The organism is Streptomyces sp. NPDC046308 (assembly GCF_055588065.1).
The window spans coordinates 65377-87521 of sequence record NZ_JBVJFB010000010.1; the positions used below are offsets into that span (position 1 = coordinate 65377).

Genomic DNA, 22145 nt, shown 5'->3' on the forward strand with positions numbered 1-22145 from the left:
ACGTCACCTCGCCGCCGGAGAACGTCGCGTCGCGGAACGTTACCGGGCCCCTGGTGAACGCCGCACCAAAGAACGTCACCCTGGCGCCGGCGAACGCCGCCTTGCGGAAATTGACATCACCCCCGGAGAACGCGCACGAGAAACTCACCTTTCCGCCGGAGAACGTCGCCTCGTCGAAGGTCACCGAACCGCCGGAGACCTGCGCTTCGCCAAACGTTACCGTGGCCCCAGAGAATTCCGCCCTGCTGAAGGCAACCAGGCTATTGGAGAACGTCGCCTCACTGAAGGCCACCATACCCCCGGTGAATTTTGTGTCGCGGAAGTCGACATCAGCCCCGGAGAACTTTGCGCCGCGGAAGTTAACCACGCCGCGGGAGAACGTCGCGCCGCGGAAGGACACTGTGCCTGCGGAGAAGTCAGCGTCAGAGAAGTCGGCGTCGTCGAAGACGGCGCCCGTGAAGTCGAAGTCGTAGCCCTGCCATGACCCCGCGGTATTCGGCAGCAGATGCGCGCAGATACATCTGATGACGGTTTGACGCACCTCCCAGTGGGCCTTCCAGGTCAGATCTGGAGCAGGTGTTGCGCCAGGCGCGGGGGCGTAAGGGATACGGAGTGTCGCGCACAGGACGCTGATGCACGTCTGACGGTGCTCTTTCCAGTCGTCAGCCAGCCCGGCCATCGCGTATACCCCAGCCAGCCGTACGGCGGCCTCATCATGTCCGAGCTGTCCGGCGGCAGTGGCGAACCGCTCGTTAAGCACCCGGGTTCGTTCTCTCTCCTCCCTGGTGTGTTCCCTTTCCGCCCTGGCGTGTTCCCGCTGCCCGCTCTCCTTCGCCAGCACGTTCTGTGCCTCGGCGACACGCTGCCGGCGGTAGCCCATCACCAACGCCACCAGAGCGCCGGAACCCGCCACTACCGCGAAAACCAGCTTCAATACGTTCAGCAGGGTGTCCACCGGCACAGTGTCCTGGTGTTCGATGCCGGGAAAGCCCAAGATCGCGAATGCTAGCGCTGTCAAGCCACTGAGGAGGACCAGCGCCGCGACGGAGGTGACCCACATCGCCCGCTTGATCGGCCATAGGGCGGACTTCCGTTCAAGATCTGCGAGATCCAGTACCGGTCTCGCTTCGTCGTCACCGCTCGACGTTTCCGTCGCGTTCACAGGTCCACCCAGTGGCCTAGTTCTTGCATCCGTCGCGGCCAGGCTGTCAGACCGGAAGCGATCGGGCATGCCCACATCCGCCACCTGGGCGGCGGGCTTGCGCTGGTCCCGCCCGGCTGGGCTGGATCGTGCACCATCACGTACGGATCCCGTGCTCAGCCGTCTGTTCGCTCCGGCGGGAGTCGGGATGGTGGCCAAGCGGCTGCTGTTCTGCGCCGCGCCAACCGCCGGGTGCATGAGGTTCACGAGGTTCCGGATCAACTTGCACCCGGGAGCATCCCTGCTGGCGTCGGGGCGACCATGAACTGCCTTTGGCAGCTAGGCAGGTTGACCACGCTGGGGCACAGAGCTTGGACAGAATTTCCGCATGTGTGTTCGGATCGATGCATTCGGAGCGGCACTGTGTGAACCCTTGCTGAGGCAGTTGTCGTAGTCCACGCCATGAGCCCTCGGCGCCGCGCCAGCAACGGCGGCGCCCTGCGGAGCACCCAGGGCGATCCACGGCAGTGAACTCACCCCGAACTCGCCCTCATCTCTCTTCTCTTCCCGCGCACAGGGGTAAATCGGCCCAGTCACCACCCGCCTGGCGGATGGTGACCTGCAAGAACGGTCAGTCGCCCGCGGCTGACCTTCCCCCTCAGTCTCCCCTGCAGGTTCCCCCCGAGTTTCCCCCCCAGCTTCCCCGTCAGGATCCCCCGCCACGGTACGAGGCTTCGGCCCCCACGAGATGGCCACTACACCTTGCACTCACCCATACAGCTGGGTCTCGAAGGTCTCCACCATCCCGCCCGAGGGATTCCCCGCACCCGCCGAATGGGGCGACCCCGAAAACCGCCGCCGCCCCAAATGGCGCCGGGCCGACGCCCAGCACTACATCGACACCCGCACCACCAGCATGCCGCCCGCCGGTGCGGGCAAACGGGCCGGCTCCCGCCCCGGCACCGCCTACACCGGCGACTCCCGCCTCACCCTCGCCCGCCAAATCCTCGCCCAGCACCCCCGAGCGCCCCGCCCGGCACATCGAACGCCTCCACCAGCTCATGCCCGGCTCCTCCGCCAGCACCTGGTCCAAAATGCTCCAAGCCGCCCGCCAAACCGAACAGGAATAGCCACCGCCGCCGCGACCGCCACCACCGACTGCCCCCGCTGCGGCCAGCCCTTCGCCACCAGCACCGCCTCGCCCCTGTAGATGGGGCGGCCGGTGCCCCGCATGGGCCGCACGGGCTGACGGGGCACCGACTGCCACGCGTGGTCCCGGCCGGTGCACCGCCCCCTCATCGTCGGGGCGGGGGCTGTGGTGCGGACCGTGTGCCGCCGCAGGGGCGGGCAGTGGACCGCCGCCGCAGGAGGTGCTGAGAGGTGGCTGATGCTGACGCGGACCCGGCCGGGCCCATTTCGCACCCTGTGAGTGATACCGAAGCATGCTGGTGATGTTGCACATCCCGGTGAGCCAAACCCGCACAAGGCTGTGACCTGCGATGGGGAGGTCCTGGGGAGTCACCAACGTGACCTGTTCCCACCCGTGATGCGGCAGGGGTGGCCGTGGTGAGCCAGCCGGTGAGGACACCGCCGTTCCGTGAGGGCAGAACACAACTCCTCACCCAGAAGGGCATCCCATGGCTCCCGCGCCTCCTGTTCCAAGCCGCCGTACGACCCGGCCTATCCCCGATCAGCCGGCCTGGCCCTCCCTGCGCAAGATCCGCCCTGACACCGTTCCGGTGCGGACAGTCCCTCGCGGACCCCGGTTGGTACGCCTCGCGATGTGGAGCGCCCTCGGCGCCGGCCCCCTCGCCTTGGCCGCCACGATCTACGCCCCGCCGACCACCGTGGTCCAGGCCGCACCCGCCCCGAGCCCCACAGAATCTCGGCCTCCGACCGACCCCCGCGGTGTGGCGGAGATGTTCGTGGACCTGTGGCTACGCGCCGACGCCGCCGCCCCCAACAGCAGCATCGCGGCCGCCGTTCGATCACTGGCTCCCCAGGCGGACCTGCCCAAGCGTCCGCGATCCACCGATGCAGCGCCGACCGCCGCACGCGTGGTCGCCGTCCGCACGTCGATCGGACCGAACACATGGACGGTGGTGGCCGCAGCCATCCACGACCAGACCGAGCCGGCCGCAGCCGCAACCGCAGCCAATCCCAACGCCGGGAGCCCACTCGTCCGGTATTACGCCGTCTCCGGGTACGGCGGCACGGACGGTAGTCCGGCCACGGTCAGCGGAGCACCGGCCGAAGTCGCCGCGCCCGACGCCCCGCCGGTACCCGCCTCGCAGTTCATCCACCGGGTCCCTGCCGGCGGCGCGCTGGAGACGTCCGTGGGCGAGTTCGTGCGTGCCTACCTCGGCGGCGGTCAGAACGGAGGCCTGGAGCGCTACCTCTCCCCTGGTCTGCGCGTGTCCGCACCGAAGGTAGCCCCGTACGCGCGGATCGACCTCGAGAACGTCCTCGCGGACGCCGAGATCGCCACCGGCGCGGCAGTGCCGGCGGACGGGTCGAAGGCGCAGGTCCATATCCACGTGACAGGAGAGGACCGGCAGGGGGTGCGCTGGCCCCTGGTCTACCGGGCGGAGGTGACCGCCCGTGCCGGGCGGTGGGAGGTCAGCACCCTGGAGGCCGGCGTCACCGAGCCGCCCGCCAGCACGGTCTCTTCCTCCCCTGCGGCTGTCTCGGGTGGTGCGCGATGAACACGCTGCATTCTGTGGTGCTGGCCGGCCAGCTGGACACGTTGGGCGACTCCCTGATCGGAACCCTGGCCGACTGGGCAGACAAGGGCCTCAAAGCCGCTCTGACGCTGGTCGTCGTGCTTACCGTCGCCCGGAAGTTCTCCCTGAAGGCCGGAATCGGCGCTCTCATCGCGCTGGTCATCGCTCTCGGCATCTACAACTCGCGCGATTCCCTCGCGTCGATCTTCTCCAACGAGATCAGCAACCCTGCCAAGGGCGCTGGACAGGTCACCGTGGTGATCACCCCGGATACCGCTTCGAACGGCGGAGTGTTGTGAGCGGGGCGGGGCGGCCGCGTGTCGCACGGGTCTACACGAGCGCGCGCCGGCATCCATGGGTGCTGGGCAAGCTCGGTGACTGGACGGTGCCGTTCGGCCCGTACACGCCGGCGCAGCTGGTGGTTCTCGGCGGTGGGGCCTTCGCCCTGATCAAGACGTATGCGTTCTGGTCGTGGGCGGGGCCGATTCCGCTGGTGTTGTGGATCGCTTCCGTGTGGGCCGTTCGCGGGGCGCAGATTGCGGGGCAGAACCCGTTCACGGCGCTGGTGGGTGTACTGGTTCTGATGGCCCGCCATCCGGCCGGGCGGATCGGGGGCCGGATCGCCAAGGACCGGCAGCCGTCTCATCTGCGGTGCCGGTTCATCATCTCCTGCGCGTCCGAGCCGGGTGCCACTTCGGCGCCTTCCCAGGCGCGGGCCGTGGTGCCCGTGTCGGTCCTGGCTGCCGGGGCGGCGGGTTCGGGCCTGTCGCGGCTGGTGGCTGGTGCGGGGCGGGGGGCGGTGTGATGAGGACGCCGTTTCGGCACATCCACGGTCATCTGCTGTGGTCGACGTCGGCTCGGGTGTGGGCGGTGTGGCGCGTCGCGCCTCTGCCCGCTGGTTACCTGCCTGCGCGAGTCCACCAGGAGCTGCTGGGCCGGATCACCTCCCTGGTGAGGTCGATGCCCGGCATGGAGCCGCGCCTGTTCGTGCTGGCGGCTGCGACCGACCCGGGCGAGATCGCCGAGCGCATGGTCGCTGGCGTCGATTGGCAGCGCCTGCCCGCGTGGGCGCGGAGGTGCGGCGCGGCGGTGGATCTGCTGACCGGTCAGGAGATGCACGAGCGGACGCTGTGGCTTGCCATCCCCCTCGCGTCCAAGGGGTCGGCGGCCGGCGCCTCGGTACGCGCCCTGTACGCGGAGCTGTCTGCCGCCCTGGAACTGGCGCCGGTCCCGGTGACCGAGCCAGAGGTGCGGGCAGCGCTGGAGGAGGCCGAGCGCCTCCAGTCCTCCCTGGGCGGTGGGCTCGGCCTGCGCCCGGCGGGCCCGGCCGAGATCGTGTGGATGCTCCAGCACGCCGTCCACCGTGGCCTGCCGGACGAGCCCCTGTTGGGCGACGCGGAGCACAGCCCCCTGTTCGGCAGCCGCGTCCGCGACGGAAAGCTGTCCTCCCCCGCATACGCCGACCTGGGGCAGATCCGACTCGCCGAAGGCGGGCGGGACCGCGGCGAGGAACCGAAGGCGGACAAGACGCCGTGGTGGCGGTCGGGTACCTCCTCCCCCATGGGCCGTAAGTGGCTGCAGGTCGAATCGGAGACCGGCATCGGCTACCAGGCACACCTCGTCCTCGCCGAGCTCCCGCCGGCGGTGTCGGTGCAGAGCGCGGATGTCCTGGCTCAGCTGGAGGGACTGCCGTTCCCTGTCGACGTCGCCGTGGACCTGCACGTGGTGCCCGCGAAGAAGGCACGTGCGCAGGTGCAGCGCAAGAAGCGCGAGCTCCTGGACCAGGCCGAGCAGTACGGGGCGCAGCCCACGGGGATGCCGCACTCGCTGCCGGACGCGGCCGGTGACCTCGCCGAGCAGGACGCCCGGATGGCACGTACCTCGGTCGAGGTCGAGGTGCAGTCCGTCACGGTGCTCAGCGTGTGGGGGCCGGATGCGGTGACGTGCGATGCGCGGGCGCGGGAGCTGTCGGCGGCCCTGTCGGGCGGGGACTACCGGGTGGAGCGCCCGTACGGGATGCAGGAGGAGCTGTTCGCCCTGGGGCTCCCCGGTGCGGTGCGGGCTCCGAAGCTGGGGCAGTTCACCCAGCACCAGCTCTCCGAGGACTGGGCCGCCGGCGGTGCGCTGACCTTGTCGCGTGTGGGGGACCCGACGGGAATGATGATCGGGCACGATCTCGACAGTGGCACCATCCGCCCCGTCCTGCTCAACCCGGCCGACGCCCCCCAGGTCAACGCCTCCGCCTCCAGCGCGGTGATCGGGGACCTGGGCAGCGGCAAGAGCGTGCTGGAGAAGCTGGTCACCGCGGCGGTCGCGGACCGCGGCGGTAGGGGCATCGTCATCGACCGGACCCCGATCCGTGAGTGGGCCCGCTTCGCCCGCGCCTCGATGGGAGAGCGCTGCCAGGTCATCGACGCCGCCCAAGCCCGGATCTCCATTGATCCGCTGCGGGTGTTCGGTGGACCTGTCGGCGCCCACTACGCCCTGTCCTACCTGACCCTGCAGTTGGGCGTCGGGGCGATGACCGCCGCCGGCGCCGTCCTGCACCACGCGGTCGAGGAGGTTTCCGGCGGGCCGGAGCCCTCCATGGGCAAGGTCCTGGACGTCCTGACCGCGCTGGCCGCAACCCCGAGCGGCGCCAGCCGTGCGGACGCGGCGGCGACCATGGCCGACCTGCTGCGGATCGTGCGCGGCAACCCGCTCGCCGCGATGGTGTTCGACCCCGGTCTGCCGCCGGTCACCCTGGACGGGGACCTGGGAGCCGACATGGTGGTGGTGACCACCACCGGCCTCACCCTCCCCCCGCGCGAGGCGTTCGCCGACGTCGAGGTCCTGCGCCAGCAGCCGCTGGAGGCGCTGATCGGCCGGGCCGTGCTGTATCTGATCGCGGCCATCGCCCGACAGGCCGCTTTCACCGACCCCGGCAGGTTCTGCCTCGTCGCGCTGGACGAGTGCTACTGGCTGACCTCCTCTGCCGAAGGCGCGGCGCTGGTCCACGAGATCCTCCACGACGGCCGCAAGCACGGCGCCGGGGTGTTCCTCGGCGCCCACGACGAGACGGAACTGGGCAAGGACGCCGGCTTGATCGCCTACCGGTTCCTCGCCCGCACCACCGACAGCGCCCGCGCGGCCAGAGGCCTGCGCTTCCTCGGCCTGGACGCCGAGGACGAGGACCTGATCCGGCTGGTGACCACCGGGCTCTCCCCGGTAGGGCAGCCGGGCCGGGACGGCGAGATGCTGCTGCGCGATCCGCGCATGCAGGTCGGCCGGATCAAGGTCGTCGTCCCACCCGTGCCACGCCTACAGGAAGCCATCTTCACCACCCCCGGCCGCACCCCCGCCTCGAACCGTGAGGGCAAACGATGACGCGCCTGCTGGGCAGATTCGAGGTCGACCGGGGAACCCTGCGCTCCGCAGCGTTCGTCACCCTGCTGACCGTGGTGTTCCTGGTGACCAACACCGCCGTGGCATCAGCCGCCGACGGATCCGCGGCGGGCGGAGGCCTGCTGGGACCCCTGGACATCACCACCCGCGAAGGCGTCCCTCTCAGCGGCTACCAGCTCGACAGCTCCACCGCATCCGTATCCGTCGGGGAACGCGTCGAGAACGCCGTCGTGGGAAACAAGCTGCCGTTCGACGTCATCGGGGAAACCCAGCGACTCCTGCTGAGCGGCCTGTTCACCCTGGTGCGGCTGCTGGTGGGCCTGTGCTGCTGGCTGATTCGCTTCGTATTCGACTTCCCGCTGCTGAACCTTCTCACCGACCCCGCGCAGCGCCTCGCCGACGCCTACCAGCGGCACGTCGTGGGCGCCCTCGGCCTCGAAGGCCTCCTGCTCGCATGGGCATTCGTCTTCGGACTGGTCATGTTCGTGCGCGGCAAAGTCGGTACAGGTCTCGGTGAGATCGCCATGACCCTGGTCATCGCGGGCCTCGCCGCCAGCGCATTCGTCCGGCCCGACTACCTGTTGGGCAAAGACGGGCCGCTGCAGCAGACCCACCAGGCAGCCATCGAGGTCGCCTCCATCACCACCTCCTCCTACTTCGACACCCCGGCCCGCGGCGGCCGGCCCTGCGACACCGCCGTCGGCCCAGCCCACGACGCCTGCATCAGAGAGCAAGCCGACGCCAAGACGGTCACCACCCCGATCCAGGCCGCACTGACCGACGCCCTGGTCGTCAAGCCGTACATGCTCCTGCAGTACGGGCGCGTACTGGACCCCAAGAAGCCCGGCGACGAATCCGCATACAAGGCCCACCTGAAATGGATCAAGGGCAACGTGCCCGCGTCGGCGGCCACACAAATGTCGGGGGACAAGAAAGACCCCTGCGGACTGCTCGACGGCCCCTCCAAGACGTACTGCGAGGACGCGCAGAAGCGGCGGGAACAGGCCAAGAAGTGCGAATACCTCGACGATCTCAGCGAGAAGCGGTGCCGTGAGGCGGTCCTCGGCAAGGCCGGCTTTCCGGGGCTGATCCGGGACTTGGAGGATGCCGGCCCCGTGGGCAAGTCCGCGGCCGCGTACGCGAAGACGCCGACATGGGATCGGGTGTGGTCGGTCCTGGCGCTGCTGGTCGCCGTCCTCGTCGTGGCGCTCATGGTCGTTTCGATGGCAGTGGTGATGCTCGGCGCCCAGGGCGCGGACGCGGCCGCTGCGGCCGGCGGGCCGATCGCATGGGTGTGGGCGATGCTGCCCGGCCCGTCCCGGATGCTGCTGTGGCGGTGGCTGGGCGTGTTCGTCGTCTCCGCCCTGGTGGCGTTCGTGGCCGCGATGGCGCTGCCCCTCTTCGGGATCGCCGTGGACGCGCTGCTCGCCGACAGCGGCCCTGATCAGATGATGGAACGCCTGCTACTGGTGGACGCCCTGGCCGTGGCCTTCCTCATCATGCACCGCAGGGTCTTAAGGGCGACGGCCGGATTCGGGCAGCGCATGGCAACCCGCATGCGCTACTCAAAAATCGGCGGAAGCCACCTGCGCGGCGACACTTCCGAACTGGGCGCGGCCCTCGCCATGAACGGCTCGGCTGGAGGCAACCGCCCCAGCTCGCTGGGAGGTGGATTCTCCGCTGCGCACGGGGCGTTCGGGGCCCGGCTGCGGTCCCTGGGCAGTCTGGCGGCGCTCAGCGACGGGACGGGGATGCCGATGTCTCCCGGCCGGCTCATCGGCGACGCGGTGGCCGAAGGACGGCGCGGGATCGCGCCGCTGGCTGTCGCGCTGCGCGGCGCACACGCCGCGCTGGTGGGACCGAAGCCCGGAGGCCATCCGGCAGCCGCGCGGCTGCGGGCGTACGCCAACGGCACGGCCGCCGGCTGGCCGGGTGCCGGTACCGGCGGCGCGATGGTGGTGGACAAGTGGTCGGGCAAGATCCTGCACGACCCGGCCAGTGACCGGCCACTGCTCGGATCCCGGATCCACGCCCGTGCCAGCAGGCTCCGCGGCTACCGTGTCGCGTCCCGCGCCGCCCGCCTCACCTACGGCGCGACCCTGGGGCTCCCCCGCAACCTGGAAGCGACGGGAGCCGCAGCCTCGGAGTTCACCAACGACGCCCGAACCCAACTGCGGGTCTCGTGGCTTCAGGTCCGCGAGGACGCAGGCCAGTGGGCAGATATCGGCCGCACCATCCGGGACGACGTCGACCACACTGGACAGGTCCTGGCCACCACGTGGCAGGTACACGACCCGGTGGGAGCCGTTCGTGACACCGCGATCGCGGCGGCCATCCATACGGCGCCGCTGGACGGCACACCGCGGTCCGGCCTGAGGACCACGGTCAGCCGCCAGCGTGCGGACACCGCAGTGTCAGCACCGCCCGTCGCAGGCGCGAGCGGCACCTCCCGGCGCCGTAGTCAGGTGGCCCGGAGACGCACAGAGGCGAGCACCGTTCAGCCCCAGCCCCAGGCTCAGGGCCAAGGCCAAGGCCAAGGCCAGGGCCAGGGCCAGGGCCAGGCGGACCCTGCACAGGCTGAGACCGAGGCGAACGCGGTGCGGCTGCGTCGGATCTTCGAGGCCCGCGCGGCAGAGCGCCGTCGCCGCGAGGAGGGGGAGCGGTGAAGCGGTGGAAGAAGCTGGGCTGTCTCGGCGTGCTGCTCCTGGCGGCGGCGGTGTGCTGCACCGGTCCCGTCCTGCTGGCGGCGGCCGCCCGCAGCCAGGACAGTCCCACCGGGGGCGCAGGCATCGACGCGGCGGCGGCCGGGATCCCCCCGAGGATGCTGTCTGCCTACCTCACCGGCGCCTCCCAGATCGGCGCGCACGTGCCCGCGTGCAAGGGGATGCGCTGGCAGATCCTCGCCGGGATCGCCCGGGTGGAGTCCGACCACGCGTCGGGCCGCACCGTCAGCGCGGGCGGCGACATCACCCCGCCCATCACCGGCCCCCGGCTGGACGGTTCCGGAGCCGGCGGCAACACCACCGCCATCCGCGACACCGACGGCGGCCAGTGGGACGGCGACACCGAGTTCGAACGGGCGGTGGGACCCTTCCAGTTCCTCCCCGAAACCTTCCGCGCCTACGGCAAGGACGGCAACGGCGACGGCATCCGCAACCCGCACAACGCCGACGACGCCGCCACCTCCGCCGCGGTCTACCTGTGCGGAGGCGGCCGCAACCTGGACGACCGCGACCAGCTCCGTGCCGCCATCCACACCTACAACCGGTCTTGGGCCTATGTCGACGACGTACTCTCCGGCATCGACCGCTACGACGCCCTGGGCAGCACCCCACAGATCCCCAGCGGGAACGCCGGTGCCATCATCCAGGCCGCCCTCGCCCAGCAGGGCATCCCCTACTCCTGGGGTGGTGGCGACGCCGACGGGCCCTCCACCGGGATCTGCTGCTCACCGGGCGGGCAGGACGGGCGCACCGTGACCGGCTTCGACTGCTCGGGCCTGACGCTCTACGCGTACGCGCAGGCCGGGATCAACCTCCCGCGCACCGCCGCCGCCCAAGCCAGTGCGGGCCGGCGCATCCCTGCCTCGGCCGGCTTCACCGCACTGGTGCCGGGCGACCTCGTTTTCTACGGCTACAGCCCCACCAACGACTCCACCATCCACCACGTCGGGATCTACCTCGGAGACGGGCAGATGATCAACGCACCCCGGCCTGGGAAACCCGTGCGGATCGACCCCGTCACCGCACTGCCCGACTACGCGGGAGGGACACGGCTTCTGTGAAGGGCACCCTCTGGTGGACCGGTGACCGTCTGGTGGCTGCGGCCGTCTTCCTCGCCTGCGCCGGATCCTGGTTGCTGTCCACGGGGATCACTCGTCCCGCGGAGGGCGCGCGACCCGTCGCACCGGCCGCCGTCGCACCCAGGGCTCCAGCCGAGGCCGCATCCGCATCCGGCACGTCCCAGCCCGCACCGTCTGGCGAGGGAGCCGTATCGGCGCCGCCGTCCGCGGTACCGAACGCCTCGCCCCGCCCAAGCGGCACGCGACCGATCGGTGCCGCCGAGCCCGGCGGACCGGCTGCGGCGAGCGTGCTGCCACCGCCCGGATCAGGTCCGGCCGCGGACGCGCTCATCCAGCAGGCACTCGATCAGGCCAGCCACCCAGATCTTCCGCCCGCAACCGAACAGCAGTTGGTTTCCGCAGGCCGTACGGCCTGGCTGGCGGAGACGGCCGGCTACACACAGGTCCGCATCCAGGCCGCGACCGCCCGCCGCGACACCGCGGCGCCCGTCGGCCAGGAGAGCGCGGTGGTGCGCCTGGTATGGGCCGGCGCCAACCCTGCCGGGACGTTCCTGGACGGCCGCACTGCCGCCGTCCGCTTCACCCACAACGGAAAAGGATCATGGGACCGAACGCTGTGACATCGGCCGGAGCACTCGGCACGGCCACAGACGTCATCGACGCCCTCGGTACAGTCGCCGATTGGGTGCTCGCCAACGCCTGGTGGCTCGCCCTTCCCGCCGGCGCACTGGTGCTCGGATGGGAGGCCCTGCAACAGCATCTGGCCGCAAAAGCACTCGCTGAGCGCACCCATGTCGAGCTGGTGCCGAGCACCGAATTCGGCCCGAGCCCGGAGCAGATCTGGCGCCAGGGGATGCAGCTCATCCGCGCCGCCGGTTCCGGCCCATGGTGGGTGCCCCGCCGGGCCCGGACCGTGCGGCTACGGCTGCGCGCCGACGGAACCCGGCCCCTGACCTACCGCCTTGAGGCCCCCGCCACAGCGCACGCCCTGTTGACCACCACCCCCTATGGCGCCCGCGTCCAGTCCAAGCCCGCCGCCCCCATCGCCGACAAGCGCCGTGACCACGTGGTGCGCGCGGTCCTCACCTTGCACGGTGTGCCCGGCTCCCGACTGCGGGACGTCCCCCTGGACCCGGACCCGCTGCAACCGCTGATCGACGCGGTCGCCGGCCTCGACGCCAGCCTTGGGGAACTCGCCGAGGTGTGCGTCGACCTGTCCCCCGCCTCCCGCCGGCACCTCGCGGTGCGCCGCACGCAGAGCATGCGCGCGGCACGGAAGAAGGCGCGCCGCGAGGCCCAGGACGAGGCCCGGTGGCTCACTCAGGATTCCGCCGACAGCGTGCCCGTTGCCCTGGGGCGGCTGCTGGACCCGGCCAAGTGGCGCAGCCACCGCGGTCAGATGGTGATGTCGCCGCAGCCGCGCCGTGTCGAGCGGGACATCGTGCTGGGCAAGTTGGCCCAGGACACCGGCCTGGTCCGCGTTCAGATCCTGGTGCGGTGCGCCTCCAATGCGGCGGGCCGCGCGGAGCAGCGTCTGGCGCGCATCAGCGCCGCCATGGACGTGTACGCGGGGGCCTCCCGCCTCTCGTCCCTCGGCTGGTCCTTGGGGCCGCTGCGGATCGGGCCGGACTGGTGGCCGTGGCGGCGTCGGTTCGATGAGCGGTGGACGCACGCGCTGATGCGGCCGGCTCGCGGCGGGTGGGCCCACCTGGAGGAAATCGCCGGGCTGCTCAAGCCCCCCACTGTCACGGCGCACCTTCCGCTGCTGGAGAGCGACGTGCCGACCTACGCGCCGGGGCAGGATTTGGTACCGCAGGGCTGGCACCGGGGCCCGGACGGCCGGGAGCGGCTGCTGGCCACCCGTGAGGGCGACACCCTGTTCGAAGTGCAGTCGGGCAAGGGCGGCTGGGGCAAGACCATGCGGGCCCAGGTCCAGGCCGTTGCCAGTGCCCACAACGGGCGCGGGCTGGCGTTCGTCGACCCGCACGGCGACTCCTTCACCGACGTCGCCCGCTACCTGGCGCATGACGAGATCATGGAACGGATCGCCCTGTTCGACCTCACCGTCCGAGACGGCGATGATCTGCTGGCCTGCTGGAATCTGCTCGACATGTCCGCCGGACAACGCCCGTACGAAGTGTCCGCCGCCGTGATCGACGCGATCTCCACCGCCCTGGGATGGGGTGACGTGAGCGCGCCTCGCGCGCTCACCATCCTGACCAAGGCCGTCGAGGCCCTGGTCGCGGTCAACGCTCACGCTGTCGCAGCCGGAGCGGCCGAACAGCAGGCCACCGTGTTCCAGATCCGACCGCTGCTGACCGACCCGACATTCCGGTACCTGACCTTGAGCACCCTCGATCCGGAGGCACAGCGCTGGTGGACCGCCAGCTTCCCCGACCTCCCCCGCGACGGTCTGGCCACCGTCCTCAACCCGCTGGAACGCCTCGGTGCCAACCCCGCCATCCGAGCCTTCCTGGGGTGCCCCGTCAGCGGCTACAACATCCGCCGTGCCATGGACGAGGGTCACGTCGTATGGATCTGCCCGCCCGGCACCGGGCCGACCGATCGCCTGCTGATCTCCCTCATCGTCCGCGACTTCCTGCGCGCCAGCCTGTCCCGCCGCGACCTGCCCATGGCCAAACGGCGCCCCTTCCGCTTCTACCTGGACGAGCTGATCTCCCTGGACGGGGGCGCCTCCACCGTCCTGGCCGAGATCACCGAACAGCTGCGTAAGTTCGGCGGGCGCCTCCACGGCATGACCCAGCTCCTGGACCGCCTCAGTGCCACCACCCGCGCGGCCCTGCTGCAGAACGCATCCTGCCTGTCCACCACCGCCGGCTCCGTCGAGGCGATCGCGCCGATCACCCACCAGTGGAACGGCAACGTCACCCCCCAGGACGTGGCCGGCCTGGACCGGTGGTGGCACTACGCCTCGCTCACCGTCGCCGGCAAGCGCATCGGACCCCTGCGAATCCGCGGACCCGAGCTCGAGGAGGTCTTCGGCCCCCTCGCACGCCCGGCCCGGACGGGGGCCCTGCTGCGGGCCGCTCACGAGAACACGGGCGCCCGCACCCTGTCACAGCTGACGGCGCTCGCCCTCGCCCAGGAGCAGCAGGTACGCGAGTTCCTCACCAGCCTCACTCCCCCACCCCCCGACAACCACGTTGAGGAGCACTACGCATGACCAGCCCCACCATGATCCAGCCCGACACAGCCGACACCTACGCCCACCGGGCCCTCGCCCTGATCGCCCAGCACCGCCTGCTGACCACCACACAGCTCCACAAGATGCTCATGCCACACACCCCGCCACGGAAGATCCACAAGATCCTCGGCCCGCTGCGCGCAGAGGGGCTGATCACCCACACCGCGCTGGGTGTCCGAAGTGGCCTGCAGGCGCATTTCCTGACCGCCGCCGGAGCGCAGGCCGTTAGCGACTGGCCGGAGCTCCGCGGCCGCGCGGCCACCCTCATCGCCAGCCCCACCACGGCCCGCATGCGGGCGGCCCACACCCTCGCCGGCGTCCGCGCCCACCTCACGTTCCTCGAGGAAGCCCGCGAACGCGACGACGAGTACCAGCCCCTGGACTGGATCCCCGAGGTCACCCACCGCCTGCCCGACACCGGCGGGGAGGACCGGCTCATCGCCGACGCTGTCCTCCACTACACCGCCGTCCAGCCCCGACGGCGGCAGTACCGGGCGTTCGTGGAAATCGACCGCACGACCATGAGCAGCGAGCGCCTCGCCCGCAAGCTCATCACCTACGCCCGCTTCCACGACTACACCCCCCAGACCGCCGGACGACGCCGGATCGTGGCCGACCGGGCATCGTCACTCGCCTGGCAGCGCTTCTACCCGCGCTTCCCGCGCATCCTGTTCGTCCTGACCGGCGCGCCCCGCGCCACCCTCACCAACCGCATCGCGGACCTGCGGCGCATGACCGCCGACCACGACCTCGTCACCAGATTCGCCGCACACGTCCCGCTCGGGGCCGCCATCCTGGAGGACCTCGAAGCCCTCGGCCCCTCCCGCCCAGTGTGGACACCCCTGGCAGGCGCCGCCGAGCCCCGCGGTTGGACGCGGCTTTGAGCTGCCAGAACGGGGACACCCACGGACCGTCACAGACGCAAAGAACAAGCCATCTGGCTGGTTCACAGCCAAGGTGCGTTTCCCGACGCGACCAAACGGTCCCGCCAGCCGGGACTCCCGGGCACCAAAGAGAGGTGAATCGGCATATGACTGCACGGCATTGAGGGCAAACCGTGGTGATTGGACCCCTGCGCCCCAAGAACCCCATAGGCACTAAGCCGTTGACGTCATAGGGTGCGCTTTACCAACACTGCGCGACGATGCAAACACGTTGCAACAGCGACTATGGGGCCTGCTCGGGCGGTCCGATGTACCCAACCGGCAAGGCGACATTGGGGGTTCCCACGTGACAACGGCACGCCAGCACCACAACCGCAGCACACGGTTGCGCATGCTCCTCGCCGCCGCCATCACCACAGCAGTTGCGGCCGTCACCATCGGCTGCACGAAGGAGAACAAGGCCGCACCACCGCCGCCCAGCCCGACCGCCTCCCCCACCCCGTCGGCCGATCCGCAGGCAGCAGAGAAGACCGCGCTCCTCGGCGTGTACCGCCAGTTCTGGGACGCCCAGCTGAAGGTGTACGCCAGCGGTTCAATGAAGGACACCGGCATCGAGAAGGTCGCCGGCGACAAGGCCTACTCAAAGGTGCAGACGACCCGCGCTTACTACGTGGACCTCGGATACAACGTGCAGGGGGCTCCCACTCACTCGCCCGAGGTCACGGCTCTGAACACGACAGCTACCCCTCCCAGCGCCACGGTTACCGACTGCCTGGATACGACTGACTATTACAAGGTCGAGAAGGCCACCGGTAAGAAGGTGGAGACAGCGGACAGCAACCGTCGGCATGTGGCTACGTACGAGGCCCTACGAATCGCAGGCGCGTGGCAGATCCGCGATTTCGACATCTCTCGGGATCGCCTGTGCTGACCCTCAGACCCCGACTTGGAGCAGCTGCATCGCTGGCGCTCGCCCTCATGCTCGCCGCCGCGCCTCTGGCTATGGCAGATCCTGGCCCGGGCGCTGGCTGCCCCCCGGGCGAGACGGACTGCGAAGTCCACTCCGGCGGAAACAAGCCGCCGACTTCCGGCAAGCCCGGTGACGGTGGAGGAGGCGGGGGCGGCGGCGGCGGGCCCACAACGTGCATGGCGCGCGACGGTTCCGGTGGGCAGTTTGAGGTGCCGTGCTACGACGAACAGTCAGGCTGGTTCGACGCCTCGAGCTCCTGCTACTGGCAACTGCTGGAGCCGCAGCCGCCCGCCGAGGATCCGGTGTGGTCCGGGCATACGCCGGGGGACGGGGCCGTCTATAACGGGCAGTGCCCGAGTCAGCCGCTGGCAGGCGGTTTCCGGTGGTTCCAGAACCCTCCGCCCGGTTACGGAGGCGGTCCGAACCTCGAGGCTCTGGCGCAGGAGGCGGTCACGAAGATGCGGCTGCTCGGCGCTGATGTCGGTATCGCTCCCAAGCAGGGCGGCCTCGGGACGGTCGGGGTGCCGGTATGGGTGTGGAACGGGCCGAGCCCGCAGACGACGGGGCCGACGTCGGCGAGCGCGACCGCCCTCGGGGTGACGGTGACCGCCACGGCGACTGTGGCGGACGTCGTGTGGAACTTCGGCAACGGCTCCACCGTGTCCTGCCCGTTCCCCGGAACCCCCTACAGCCCGTCATTCGGGCTGACACCGCCGAGTGCCGCCAGCGGCCAGTGCGGCATTCCGGGCTACTCCCGTGTCGGCGACTACACGGTGACCGCGACGACGACTTGGGCTGTGCACTGGGTCGGTGGGGGCCAGCAGGGCGATTTGGCCACGACCCGCAGTTCGCAGGTTCCGGTGCGCATCGGAGAACTCCAGGTCGTCGGCCAGTAACTGGCCGGGCGACTGAACTTCCTTTCGTGTCCAGGAGGCAGAGCACGTGAGTACCACCACCACGCCCTCGACACCGGGCCGGGAGACCGTACCCGGCCCCGGCGGCGAGCCGGCGGCCGCACCCCGCGTTGTGCGTCAGCGACGTCGCCGCCCGGGGCTGATCGCCCTGTCCGTCGCACTGATCGCGGCTGGCGGCCTGTCCGGGGCGCTGCTGTTCACTGCGTCCGGGCAGCGTTCTGCCGTGCTGGTGGTGGCCCGCGATGTGCCGGTGGGGGCGGCGATCTCCGATGCGGATCTGGCGCCCGCGTCGCTGGCCCTGGACCCGGCCGTCAAGGCGGTCCCTGTCGCGAAGAAGCACGCCATGGTCGGCCAGCGCGCCGCGGTGGCGCTGAAGGCGGGTTCGCTGTTGTCACCTGGGCAGGTCACCTCTGTGTCCCTGGTCAAGGGCGGTGAGCAGCTGGTGGGTGTGGCGTTGAAGCCGGCGCAGCTGCCCGCGAGCCGTCTCGCGCCTGGTCAGAAGGTGCTGATCGTCTCCACCCCGGACGCTGCCCAGGCGGTCGGTGGCGGGAGCAAGCCTGCCGAGCCTGCCGCACCCCCGAAGACGCTGGCGGCGACGGTGGTGGCGGTTGGGGTGGCTGCGCCGGCCACGGGGGTTGTGGTGGTGGATGTGGCGGTGCCGGCTGCGGATGGGCCGGTGTTGGCCGCGCGGGTGGCCACGGGCGCGATTGCGTTGATCCTCGCACCGCAGGAGGGCAGCTGATGGCGGTCATCGCGCTGGCGGGGGGGCTCGGGGCTCCGGGGGTGACGACGGCCGCGATGGCGCTGCTGATGACGTGGCCGCTCGTGGAGGGTCACCGGGTGGTGCTGGCCGAGGCCGATCCGGACGGTGGGGCGATCCTGCCGGGTGCGCTCCAGGGCACCCTGGGCAATACCCACGGGCTGCGGAATTTGGCGATCGCGGCCCGTCAGGGGCAGCTCGGTGAGGCGTTCTGGCGTCAGCTGGTGGACGTCACCGACGAGGGGACCCGTGACCGTCTGGTGTTGCCCGGTCTCTACGATCCCGCGCACGCCTCGGCGATGGAGCCGGTGTGGAAGCCGCTGGCCCGCCTGTTCGCTGGGATCGAGGAGCACGGGCACGACGTCCTGGTGGACCTGGGCCGGCGCGGTGCGTTCGGGGCGTCCGCCGTGCTGGCGAAGCAGGCGGATGTCGTGCTGATGGTGGCGCGCAACACGCTGCGGAGTCTGCAGAGTGCCCAGGTGCGCCTGGAGGCTCTGCGCGAGCTCTTGGGCGGGAGTGCCGAGCTGGGCATGCTCCTGGTCGAGGAGGGGCCGTTCTCCAAGGAGGAGGTCCGCAAGACCCTGGGGGTCCCGGTCACGGCGGTGATGCCGTGGCAGCCCAAGCAGGCCAAGGTGCTGTCCGACGGGGCGGAGCAGCCCCGCCGGTTCGAGTCCGGTGAGCTGATGCGCTCCGCGCGGTCGACCGCGGTCCGTGTGCAGGAGCTGGTAGCGATCCGCCGCTCCCGGCTTGCCCCGCCTCCGCCCGGATCTGCTGCAGGGCGGGTGGTCGGGAATGCGCGCTAGCCCCTTACACGGTGAACCGCAGGTCACTGCCGGTTCACTGCAGGCACGTCTGGCCTCGCCGCGGTCGGCGCCGGCTGGCGCTGGTTCGGGGCCCGCCGATCCGCGGGCTCTGCCGGTTGCGCCCGCGCTGTCCGCTGCGCGGGTGGTGGACTACGCGGCGGTGCGGCTGATCAAGAAGGAGGTGGGGGAGCGCCTCACCGACCTGCTGCGGGCCCGTCCGGGAATGAGCGTGGCCGCGCAGGAGCAGCAGGGCCGGCACCTGATCAACGAGCAGGTGGCGGTGTGGTCGGATGCCGAGGCCGTCAAGCGCGGCGCGGCCACTCGTCCGGGTGAGGATGCGGCGATCTCTCAGGCCGTGTTCGACCTGCAGTTCCGGGCCGGCCGGCTCCAGCAGCACCTGGACAACACGCTGGTGGAGAACATCTTCATCAACGGCTACCAGGACGTGTGGCTGGACTTCACCGACGGCCGCCGCGTGCGGGTGGCGCCGGTGGCCGACTCCGACGAGGAGTTGCGCGAGCTCCTGCGGGATCTCGCGCGCCGTACAACAGGCCAGGCGGAGCGGAGCCTTTCGACCGCCGACCCGTTCCTTGCGTTGCGGCTGTCGGACGGGTCCCGTCTGCAGGCTGTCATCGACGTCACCCCGGGCACGTACGTCACGATCCGCCGGCACAGCATGCGTCACGCGGACCTACCCGAGCTCGTCAATCGCGGAATGCTCGATTCGACTCTGGAGTCGTTCCTGCGTGCCTGCGTGCGGGCGGAGAAGAACGTCATGGTGGTGGGCGCGCAGGCGGCAGGCAAGACCACCCTGCTGCGCGCCCTGCTGAAGGAGATCGACCCCGACGAGCGGTTCGCCACCCTGGAGACCGAGTACGAGCTGTTCGCCCACGAGAACGGGCACCATCGCCAGGTCGTGCCGATGGAGGCCCGCGAGTCCAACGGCGAGATGGTCGGCGGCCAGGCCGCCGGTGAGATCACGCTCATGGACCTCATGTACCGGGCGCTGCGCATGACGCTGACCCGGATCGTGGTCGGTGAGGTCCGCGGGCCGGAGATCGTGGCGATGCTCCAGGCCATGACGAACGGGGCCGGCGGGAATCTGTGCACCCTGCACGCCATCCATCCGTCGGTGGTGTTCGACCGGATCGCCGAGCTGTACCTCCTGGCCCAGGCCAACATGTCCGAGGCTCTCGCCTACCGGCAGGCCGCGAACGGGCTGCACTTCATCGTGTTCGTCTCCTCCATCGACGAGACGAAGATCGGCGGACACCGCCACCGGTTCGTCTCCCACGTCCTGGAGGTCACCGGGATCGGAGAGGGCGGACGGCCGGAGACGAACGCCGTCTTCGGGCCACGCCCCGAGTGGGGCGAGCACCGGGCGGTGCCGCTCATGCACCCGCGGTGCATCAACGACCTGCGCCGCGCCGGCTTCGACGCCGGCCTGCTGAACGTGCCGAGCGGGGCCTGGAGTACCGCCCTGCCGCTGCTCGTCGACGAGGAGGCAGGCCTGTGACCGCGCTGCTGATGTGGGTACTGGCCGGACTCGCCCTCGCCGGCGGACTGGTGGGGCTGGTGGTCGGAATCGTCGGCACCACCGCCCCAAAGGGTCCGCCCGTCGCTGCCCGCATCCGGGCCGGCCGGCGCCTCGCCGGCCGGGACGAGCGCATGGCCCGCCGCACCCGCCTGGCCGGCGGCGCGCTGGCCGGAGTGGTGCTGTGGCTGGTGACCGGGGTGTTCGTGGCCGGGGCGCTGGTGTTCCTGGCCGTGGTCGGGGTGCCGTGGCTGCTGGCGCCCACAAAGTCGGCCACGACCCGGATCGGGAAGCTCGAGGCACTCGGCGACTGGACCCAGCGCCTGGCCAACGTGCTCCGCCTGGGGCGCGGTCTGGACGAGGCGCTGCAAATCTCCCGCAAGGGCTGCCCCGACGACATCGCCGGCGAGGTCGGGGATCTCGTCGACCGGCTCCAGGTCGGCTGGCGCCCCACGGATGCGCTGCGCCTGTTCGGTGACGCCCTCGACGATGTGACGGCCGACAAGGTCGTGGCCGCCCTCGTGCTGTCCGCCGCCGACAGGGGCCCGGGCCTCGCGCAGGCGTTGGACGACCTGGCGGAGTCGGTACACGAGGAAGTCGCCCGCAGGCGGGCGATCGAGGCGGACCGCGCCAAGCCCCGCACAACGATGCGGTGGATGACCATCATCACCCTCGGCGTCATCGGCACCGGCTTCCTCATCCCCTCCTACACCGCCCCCTACGGCACGCTGCTGGGCCAGCTGGTCCTAGCCGTCCTCGCGGCCGGGTTCGTGGGCGTTCTGGCGTTGATGCGGCAGATCGCCGACACCAAGCCGGTCCCCCGCTTCCTGATCGCCGACCCCCGCAGCGCCGTCACCCCCGCCCCGCTGGCCGAAGGCGGCGCCGAGCACGAGAGCACGGAGGTGACGGCATGATGCCCGTGGCCGCGATTCTGGCCGGCGCGACGATCGGCGCCGGCGCCGCCCTCCTGGTCCGTGAAGTCCTGCGCCCCGCCCCCGCCCTCGGGCCCGCCTTGCGTCGCCTCAACCAGCCCGCACCGCCCCGCACCGACGAGGCTGCCGACCGTGACGAACGGTGGGGGCAGTGGCTGGTGGAGCACCTCACCGACGTGCCGGGTGTGCGCATCCCCCACAAGGACCTCGCGCTGACCGGCACCACCCCGGCCCGGTTCGTACTCACGAAGGTGGCCCTGGCGGCCGGCGGCCTGCTGCTGCCGCCCCTGTCCACAATCCCTCTGCTCATGCTGGGCCTGCCGCTGTATCTGCCCGCCATCGTCGGCATCGTGGCCGGGGCTCTGCTGTGGTTCACGCCCGACCTGGCCCTGCGGGACAAGGCCAAGCGTGCCCGAGGCGAGTTCGCGCACGCCATGGCCGCCTATCTCGACCTGGTCGCACTGCGCCGGGCCGGGAACGTATCGGCCGAACAGGCCATGGAACAGGCCGCGCAGACCGGCCAGGGCTGGGCATTCGTCCGCATCCAGCAGGCGCTGGCCCGCTCCCGGGTGGACAAGGTGCCGCACTGGGAATCGTTGGCCCGCCTCACAGCCGAACTCGACCTGCCCGTCCTGGACGACCTCGCCGCGATCATGCGGCAGTCCGCCGACGACGGCGCATCCGTCTACGCCACCCTGCGCTCCCGCGCGAAGAACCTCCGCACCGAACTCCTCACCGCGCAGGCCACCGAAGCGAACGCCGACAGCGAGAAGATGACCGCCCCCGGCGCCCTCCTCGCCGTCCTGGTGATGCTCCTGATCGCCTTCCCCGCCATCATCCGCATGCTCAACACCTGACCCCCGAAGGAGTCACCGTCATGACGAAGTACGCAATCCGCCTGGCCCAGTGGTACAAGTCCCGCCTCGAGCAGGGCGGCGCATCCGACCGGGGCGACATCTCCATCACCACGATCATCATCTGGGTCGCGGCGGTAGCCGGAGCCATCGCCATCGCCGGGACCATCGCCGTGGTCATCGGCCGCTACAACACCACCCTCTCCGGCATCTGACCACGAGCAGAACGAAGAAACGGG

The 22145-nt window shown here is 70.7% G+C and carries 19 protein-coding genes; 18 read left to right on the forward strand and 1 reads right to left on the reverse strand.

Translation table 11 applies throughout. The features are described from left to right. On the reverse strand, nt 1-1162 hold a 1162-nt coding region (locus tag ACZ6JT_RS31815), incomplete at its 3' end, for a pentapeptide repeat-containing protein (protein WP_469215142.1). 727 nt (nt 1163-1889) lie between these two features. Here ACZ6JT_RS31815 and ACZ6JT_RS31820 point away from each other — a divergent pair. The 18 genes from ACZ6JT_RS31820 to ACZ6JT_RS31905 all read left to right on the forward strand — a co-directional run bounded on the left by ACZ6JT_RS31820 (nt 1890) and on the right by ACZ6JT_RS31905 (nt 22121). Then, a complete protein-coding gene (locus ACZ6JT_RS31820; protein WP_469215143.1) occupies nt 1890-2351 on the forward strand; it encodes a hypothetical protein in 462 nt (153 codons plus the stop codon). Between the two features lie 529 nt (nt 2352-2880). Further along, the gene (locus tag ACZ6JT_RS31825; RefSeq protein WP_469215144.1) at nt 2881-3846 is read left to right on the forward strand and encodes a hypothetical protein; all 966 of its coding nucleotides are present in this window, start codon (nt 2881-2883) and stop codon (nt 3844-3846) included. Beyond that, nucleotides 3843-4163 (forward strand): hypothetical protein, encoded by a 321-nt coding sequence (locus tag ACZ6JT_RS31830; RefSeq protein ID WP_469215146.1) that lies wholly within the window; start codon nt 3843-3845, stop codon nt 4161-4163. The genes ACZ6JT_RS31825 and ACZ6JT_RS31830 overlap by 4 nt, the downstream gene beginning before the upstream one ends. A gap of 59 nt (nt 4164-4222) precedes the next feature. Continuing rightward, a complete protein-coding gene (locus ACZ6JT_RS31835; protein ID WP_469215148.1) occupies nt 4223-4669 on the forward strand; it encodes a hypothetical protein in 447 nt (148 codons plus the stop codon). Beyond that, the gene (locus ACZ6JT_RS31840) at nt 4669-7230 is read left to right on the forward strand and encodes an ATP-binding protein (RefSeq protein WP_469215150.1); all 2562 of its coding nucleotides are present in this window, start codon (nt 4669-4671) and stop codon (nt 7228-7230) included. Before ACZ6JT_RS31835 ends, ACZ6JT_RS31840 begins: the two co-directional genes overlap by 1 nt. Continuing rightward, nucleotides 7227-9914, forward strand: coding sequence for a hypothetical protein (locus ACZ6JT_RS31845; RefSeq protein WP_469215152.1), 2688 nt, complete (start codon nt 7227-7229; stop codon nt 9912-9914). The genes ACZ6JT_RS31840 and ACZ6JT_RS31845 overlap by 4 nt, the downstream gene beginning before the upstream one ends. Next, nucleotides 9911-11032: a C40 family peptidase gene (locus ACZ6JT_RS31850; protein WP_469215154.1), complete on the forward strand. Its 1122-nt coding sequence runs from the start codon at nt 9911-9913 to the stop codon at nt 11030-11032. Before ACZ6JT_RS31845 ends, ACZ6JT_RS31850 begins: the two co-directional genes overlap by 4 nt. Continuing rightward, nucleotides 11029-11670 (forward strand): hypothetical protein, encoded by a 642-nt coding sequence (locus ACZ6JT_RS31855; protein WP_469215156.1) that lies wholly within the window; start codon nt 11029-11031, stop codon nt 11668-11670. The genes ACZ6JT_RS31850 and ACZ6JT_RS31855 overlap by 4 nt, the downstream gene beginning before the upstream one ends. Beyond that, complete coding sequence (locus ACZ6JT_RS31860; protein WP_469215158.1) at nt 11652-14234, forward strand: ATP/GTP-binding protein; 2583 nt, start codon at nt 11652-11654, stop codon at nt 14232-14234. Before ACZ6JT_RS31855 ends, ACZ6JT_RS31860 begins: the two co-directional genes overlap by 19 nt. Further along, entirely contained in the window at nt 14231-15139 is a 909-nt protein-coding gene (locus ACZ6JT_RS31865) for a replication-relaxation family protein (protein WP_469215160.1), read from the forward strand. Before ACZ6JT_RS31860 ends, ACZ6JT_RS31865 begins: the two co-directional genes overlap by 4 nt. A 391-nt stretch (nt 15140-15530) precedes the next feature. Further along, nucleotides 15531-16070: a hypothetical protein gene (locus ACZ6JT_RS31870; RefSeq protein WP_469215162.1), complete on the forward strand. Its 540-nt coding sequence runs from the start codon at nt 15531-15533 to the stop codon at nt 16068-16070. Between the two features lie 215 nt (nt 16071-16285). Continuing rightward, nucleotides 16286-17005, forward strand: coding sequence for an ATP/GTP-binding protein (locus ACZ6JT_RS31875; RefSeq protein ID WP_469215163.1), 720 nt, complete (start codon nt 16286-16288; stop codon nt 17003-17005). A gap of 46 nt (nt 17006-17051) precedes the next feature. Beyond that, entirely contained in the window at nt 17052-17765 is a 714-nt protein-coding gene (locus tag ACZ6JT_RS31880; RefSeq protein ID WP_469215165.1) for an SAF domain-containing protein, read from the forward strand. Continuing rightward, nucleotides 17765-18586 (forward strand): hypothetical protein, encoded by an 822-nt coding sequence (locus ACZ6JT_RS31885; RefSeq protein WP_469215167.1) that lies wholly within the window; start codon nt 17765-17767, stop codon nt 18584-18586. Before ACZ6JT_RS31880 ends, ACZ6JT_RS31885 begins: the two co-directional genes overlap by 1 nt. Further along, the gene (locus ACZ6JT_RS31890) at nt 18576-20102 is read left to right on the forward strand and encodes a CpaF family protein (protein WP_469215168.1); all 1527 of its coding nucleotides are present in this window, start codon (nt 18576-18578) and stop codon (nt 20100-20102) included. Before ACZ6JT_RS31885 ends, ACZ6JT_RS31890 begins: the two co-directional genes overlap by 11 nt. Before the next feature lie 11 nt (nt 20103-20113). Beyond that, a complete protein-coding gene (locus tag ACZ6JT_RS31895) occupies nt 20114-21034 on the forward strand; it encodes a type II secretion system F family protein (RefSeq protein WP_469215509.1) in 921 nt (306 codons plus the stop codon). After that, complete coding sequence (locus tag ACZ6JT_RS31900) at nt 21031-21909, forward strand: type II secretion system F family protein (RefSeq protein WP_469215169.1); 879 nt, start codon at nt 21031-21033, stop codon at nt 21907-21909. Before ACZ6JT_RS31895 ends, ACZ6JT_RS31900 begins: the two co-directional genes overlap by 4 nt. A gap of 20 nt (nt 21910-21929) precedes the next feature. Then, a complete protein-coding gene (locus ACZ6JT_RS31905; RefSeq protein ID WP_376610920.1) occupies nt 21930-22121 on the forward strand; it encodes a hypothetical protein in 192 nt (63 codons plus the stop codon). The last annotated feature ends 24 nt before the right edge of the window (nt 22122-22145 follow it).